Raw genomic sequence first — 4,939 nt, 5'->3', positions numbered from 1 at the left:
CCCCCGGTCGCGCCGGCCGTGGGCCGGCCCACGCAATCCATCTGGAGGAGAGCCCCCTTTTTGTTAACGGGGGCGCGCCGAAGGCGCGGGGATAAGGAAACATGCCCGGGGGGCCCACGTTTTGCTGCGCAAAACGTGGGCAGCAAGCGTAGGCACGAAGCCTGGCGCAGCGCAGCCCCGGTTGCGCAACCGCATTTATGCTGCAGTCCATGCTGCGCAGCATGAAGAATTCAAATGCATGACCGAAGGAGGTTGCAACCGGTGCTGCGCTGCGCCATGCTTCGCGCATACGCTTGCGAGTGATTGCTTCATGGCTGCGAACCGCATCATCAAGAAGTATCCGAACCGCCGTCTCTACGACACCGAGATTTCCAGTTACATCACCATCGAGGACGTGCGCCAGCTCATCCTGGACGGCGAGGACTTCGAAGTCCGCGACGCCAAGAGCGGCGACGACCTGACCCGTTCAGTGTTGCTGCAGATCATCGCCGACCAGGAACAGGACGGTGAGCCCATGCTCTCCACCCAGCTGCTCAGCCAGCTGATCCGGTTCTATGGCGATTCGCTGCAGGGCTTCATGGGCAACTACCTGGAACGCAGCATGCAGGTCTTCCTGGACCAGCAGCAGCAGTTCCGCCAGCAGATGGGCAACCTGCTCGGCCAGACCCCGTGGGCGATGATGAACCAGCTCACCGAACGCAACCTGGAGCTGTGGCAGGACTTCCAGCGCAACATGGGCGGCGGCTTCGGCCCGCGTCCGCCGGGCACCCAGACCGGCACCGGTACGGGTACCGGCACCGGCAAGCCCGAAGCCCCCACCGCCGGCAAGACCCGCCGCTGACCACGCCGCCCGGCAGCGCCGGGCCGCATGAAAAAAGGCGCAGCCTCACGGCCGCGCCTTTTTCGTTTCCGGGTTCGGGGAATCAGCGCTTGGGCTTGGCGCAGCCCGTGCAGATCCGCTCCACCTGGTAGCCCTTGGCGCGCAGCTTCTCGACCACGCCATCGTCGCCCAGCAGGTGCAGCGAGCCCACCACCACCAGCGTGCCACCCTGCCCGGCCTTGAGCTGCTGCTCAAGCTTCGGCACCCAGGCATTGTTGCGGTCGGTATTGATGCGCTTGTACAGCTGCGGGTACTCGCCGCGCATTTCCGCGGCCATCGAGGTCCACAGCAACTTGTCGTCGCCGCGGCGCCAGGCGTCATGCAGCTTGCGGCCCATGGCATCGGCCTGGTCGGCCTGGTCCAGCGCCTCGGCCACCATCTGCTGCTGTTCCTGCGCCGACATGCCCGACAGCACCGCCACCTGCGTGTCGATGTCTTCCAGGCCACTGGTCGGCTTGCCCGCATCGGCTGCGCGCGTCATGAAATGGCGGTCCAGCCCCAGCGCCGGGTCCAGCCCCATCTTCGCGAACTGCGACAGGGTGATGGTCAGCCCGACGAACCACGGCTTCATGCCCTGCAGCTGCGCCAGCGGCAGGTTGTTGTCGCGCGCGTAGGCCTGCAGCTTGGTCCAGGTGGCGTCGTCCAGGTCGCGCTTGAGTTCACTGCCATCGGTGCGCATCGCCGCCTGCAGCATCTTGCGGGTCAGGTCCGGCGACTGCATGTCCTGCGGCGAAAGTTCGAACACCACGCGCTTGGATGCCGCGAAGGCCTGGTCCACGTCGGCCGCCAGCGGGTAATCATCGGCGCGCAGCAGGTGGAACGAGCCCAGCAGGTACACCCGGCTGTCGCCCGGGCCGGTCACCTTCCACAGCAACGGGACCGGCGCGGTGGACTTGGCCGCCGGGGCAGCCGCCAGTGCGGTGGCGCTGCCCAGCAGCAGGCCGGTGGCCAGCAGCAGCGGGGCCGCCAGTCGCTTCAGCATCGTCATTCTCAAACCCCTCCCTGGGGTGTGTGGTAAGCCTGTTCACCGGCTTCGACCTTCAGGTCCAGGCGGTTTTCCGGCGGGGTCAGCGGGCACGTGGCGAACGGGGTGAACGCGCACGGCGGGTTGTAGGCGTGGTTGAAATCGATCACCACCTTGCCGCCCGCGTCGGGCGCAGGCAGGTCCAGGTAGCGGCCGGCCGGGTAACTGCCGTGACCGCTGGTGCGGTCGCCGAAGATCACGAACAGCTCGCGCCCCGGTTCACCCAGCGCTTCCAGCCGCCAGGTCTTGCCGTCGCGCTCGAACTCCAGTGCGCCGGCATTGGGCATCTCGGTGGTGAGGCCGGTGATGTCCACGATCGGCAGGGTCTTGCCGGCCGGGTGCGGCACGAACTGTGCGGTGATGCGCCAATCCGGACCACCCGGCCAATAGTTGATGCCGGTGAAGCCGGTGCGCGAATACGCATCGGCATGCTTGACCCGCAGCGCGTAGCGCTGGCCACGGTGGATCAGGCTGAGCTGGCCTTTGCCGTCATCGAAAGCAATGTGGGTCGGTTCCGGATCGCGGTCGCTCTGGAAACGGATCGGCCCGGTGATCGGCTTGCCATCCACGGTCACGGCCACGCCGCGCTCGGGCGTAAAGGTCAGGATGTCGCCGCGATGCGCCACCATGCCCAGCTTGGCCGGGCCCACGGCCAGGCGGATGCCGCTGCCCGGACCGCTGCCGATGTAGTGCGCTTTATGTTCCAGCCAATGCAGGCCGACCAGACTGGTCCAGCCATCGGGCGCCTGCAGTTCGGTGTAGCGCTGCTGCCGCCATTGCTGCTGTTCGGCGGCGAACGCCGGATCCACCGCCGCCGGTGCCGGCGCGGTTTCCTTGTCGCCACACCCTGCCAGGCCCAGCGCCAGCACTGCCGCGCCGAGTCCCCATCCCCAAGTACGCATCGTGCTCCCCTTCAACGTCCGCGCAGGAACCAGCGGTCGATTTCCGCCAGTGAAAAACGGGCCCAGGTGGGCCGGCCGTGGTTGCACTGGCCGGACCGCTCGGTGATTTCCATGTCGCGCAACAGCGCGTTCATTTCCGGCAGGGTCAGCCGCCGGTTGGCACGCACCGCACCGTGGCAGGCCATGGTCGACAACAGCTCGTCGCGCGCACTGGCGATGCGCCGGCTCTGGCCGTGTTCGCGCAGGTCGGTAAGCACATCGCGCAGCAGCCCTTCCGGCTCGGCGTTGGCCAGCAGCGTGGGAATGCTGCGCACATGCAGCGAACCGGGACCCGAGCGGGTGATCTCGAAGCCGAGCGCGGTCAGCGTCTCGGCTTCGCGCTCGGCGGTATCGGCATCGCGCTCGCCCACCGCCAGGGTGATCGGCACCAGCAGCGGCTGCGCATGCAGGCCGGTGGCATCGTGCGCGGTCTTCAGCCGCTCGTAGCCGATCCGCTCATGGGCGGCATGCATGTCCACCACGATCAGGCCTTCGGCATTCTCGGCCAGGATGTAGATGCCGTGCAGCTGCGCCACCGCATAGCCCAGCGGCGGCACGCCGCTGTCGGCCGCGGTGACCGGCAGGCCCTGCTCGCTGGGCATCGGCGGCAACGCGGCATCGCTGCCGGCCGGGCGTGCATACAGCGCCGCGTACGCCGACGGTGCATCGGCCACGCGCAGGCCCAGCGGCGACTGCTGCGGGCGCCAGGCGGCACTGCCCATGCCACCACCGCCGCCGGCCAACGCGTAGCCGGTACCAGCGGCCGCGCTGGCGTAAGCCGGCATGGCGGCATCGGCAACACCTTCACTGCCCGCCCCCGTTGCGGTCATGCCCGCACGGGTTTCCCCCAACGCTTCCTTCAACGTGCGGTAGACGAAGTCGTGGATAAGCCGCGAATCGCGGAACCGCACTTCATGTTTGGCCGGGTGCACGTTGACGTCCACCCGCGTCGGGTCCAGCTCCAGGAACAGCACGTACGCGGGCTGGCGGCCATGGAACAGCACATCGCCGTAGGCCATCTTCACCGCATGCGCCACGCTGCGGTCGCGCACCGAACGGCCGTTGACGTACAGGTACTGCTGGTCGGTGCTGGCGCGCGAATAATGCGGCTGCGCGATCCAGCCATGCAGGCGCAGGCCGGCACCGCTGTGGTCCACGCGCATGGCCTGGGTGGCGAAGTCTTCGCCCAGCGTCTCGCCCAGCCGCGCATCGGAATACAGGTCGCCCGGCTTGTAGCGCCGCGACGGCTTGCCGTTGTGCGACACCCGCAGCTCCACGTCCGGCCGCGCCAGCGCGAGCGAACGCAGCCACTCTTCGATATGGCCCAGCTCGGTCCGCTCGGCACGCAGGAACTTGCGGCGTGCCGGCACGTTGTAGAACAGCTCGCGCACTTCCACCGTGGTGCCCGGCGCATGCGCGCGCGGAGTCACTTCGCCCAGCTTGCCGCCCTCGATCTGCAGCGCCGAACCGTGTTCGTCGCTGCGCCGGCGCGAAGCCAGGGTAAAGCGGCTCACCGACGCGATCGACGGCAACGCTTCGCCACGGAAGCCGAGCGTGGCCACCGCTTCCAGGTCATCCAGGCTGGCGATCTTGCTGGTGGCATGCCGCGACACCGCCAGCGGCAGCTCTTCCGGCGCGATGCCACCGCCATCGTCACGGATGCGGATCAACCGCACCCCACCCTCTTCCAGGTCGATATCCACGCGGGTGGCACCGGCATCCAGCGCGTTTTCCACCAGTTCCTTCACCACCGACGCCGGGCGTTCAACGACCTCGCCAGCAGCGATCTGATTGATGAGGATTTCGGGAAGTTGGCGGATCGTCATGCGGTGATGATAGCGAAATGGCGCCTTTCTAGCGTTGGATGGTTTCGCGCGAAGTGCAGCGTCTCTGTCTCCACCGGGTGGGGAGGCCGGCGGGCAGTCCCCTACGGGACACGCCGTAAACCCATCCTTGGGGGCTTGGCAAAAACTTGCACGTGTACGCAATCCTGCGTACACGGCAAGGCCGGGGTTGGGCGTCCTGCCCAACCCGTCCGGCGCCTGCGCCCGCCCCCAGTTTTTGACAGTCCCTAAGGGGACAGCCCGCCCGCCG

4 protein-coding genes are annotated in these 4,939 nt (G+C 67.7%); 1 reads left to right on the top strand and 3 read right to left on the bottom strand.

Translation table 11 applies throughout. The annotated features are described in order from the left end of the window. Positions 1-310 precede the first annotated feature (310 nt). Positions 311-841 (top strand): polyhydroxyalkanoate synthesis repressor PhaR, encoded by a 531-nt coding sequence (gene phaR / locus QMX79_RS19975; protein ID WP_282248335.1) that lies wholly within the window; start codon positions 311-313, stop codon positions 839-841. An 82-nt stretch (positions 842-923) separates the two neighbouring features. On the opposite strand, the gene QMX79_RS19970 is transcribed toward phaR, so the two are convergent. Genes QMX79_RS19970 through mutL form a run of 3 tightly spaced genes read right to left on the bottom strand, consistent with a single transcriptional unit; the run spans position 924 to position 4,671 of the window. Then, positions 924-1,874, bottom strand: coding sequence for a TraB/GumN family protein (locus QMX79_RS19970; RefSeq protein ID WP_282248334.1), 951 nt, complete (start codon positions 1,872-1,874; stop codon positions 924-926). After that, complete coding sequence (locus tag QMX79_RS19965; RefSeq protein WP_282248333.1) at positions 1,871-2,806, bottom strand: DUF1684 domain-containing protein; 936 nt, start codon at positions 2,804-2,806, stop codon at positions 1,871-1,873. The genes QMX79_RS19970 and QMX79_RS19965 overlap by 4 nt, the downstream gene beginning before the upstream one ends. Positions 2,807-2,817: 11 nt before the next feature. Next, positions 2,818-4,671 carry a DNA mismatch repair endonuclease MutL gene (gene mutL / locus QMX79_RS19960; RefSeq protein ID WP_282248331.1) on the bottom strand — a complete coding sequence of 618 codons (1,854 nt, stop codon included), beginning with the start codon at positions 4,669-4,671 and terminating at the stop codon, positions 2,818-2,820. Positions 4,672-4,939: the final 268 nt, after the last annotated feature.

It is taken from the genome of Stenotrophomonas sp. PS02300, assembly GCF_029959395.1.
GTDB lineage: Bacteria > Pseudomonadota > Gammaproteobacteria > Xanthomonadales > Xanthomonadaceae > Stenotrophomonas > Stenotrophomonas maltophilia_AD.
The sequence above is the reverse complement of the archived record's forward strand: the minus strand, read 5'-3'. Positions and strand labels throughout refer to the sequence as shown.

What these genes read in the sequence shown, in the direction of transcription:
- phaR (WP_282248335.1), top strand. Translation starts at nt 311, where the DNA reads ATGGCTGCGAACCGCATCATCAAGAAGTATCCGAACCGCCGTCTCTAC.
- QMX79_RS19965 (WP_282248333.1), bottom strand. Translation starts at nt 2,806, where the DNA reads ATGCGTACTTGGGGATGGGGACTCGGCGCGGCAGTGCTGGCGCTGGGC.
- mutL (WP_282248331.1), bottom strand. Translation starts at nt 4,671, where the DNA reads ATGACGATCCGCCAACTTCCCGAAATCCTCATCAATCAGATCGCTGCT.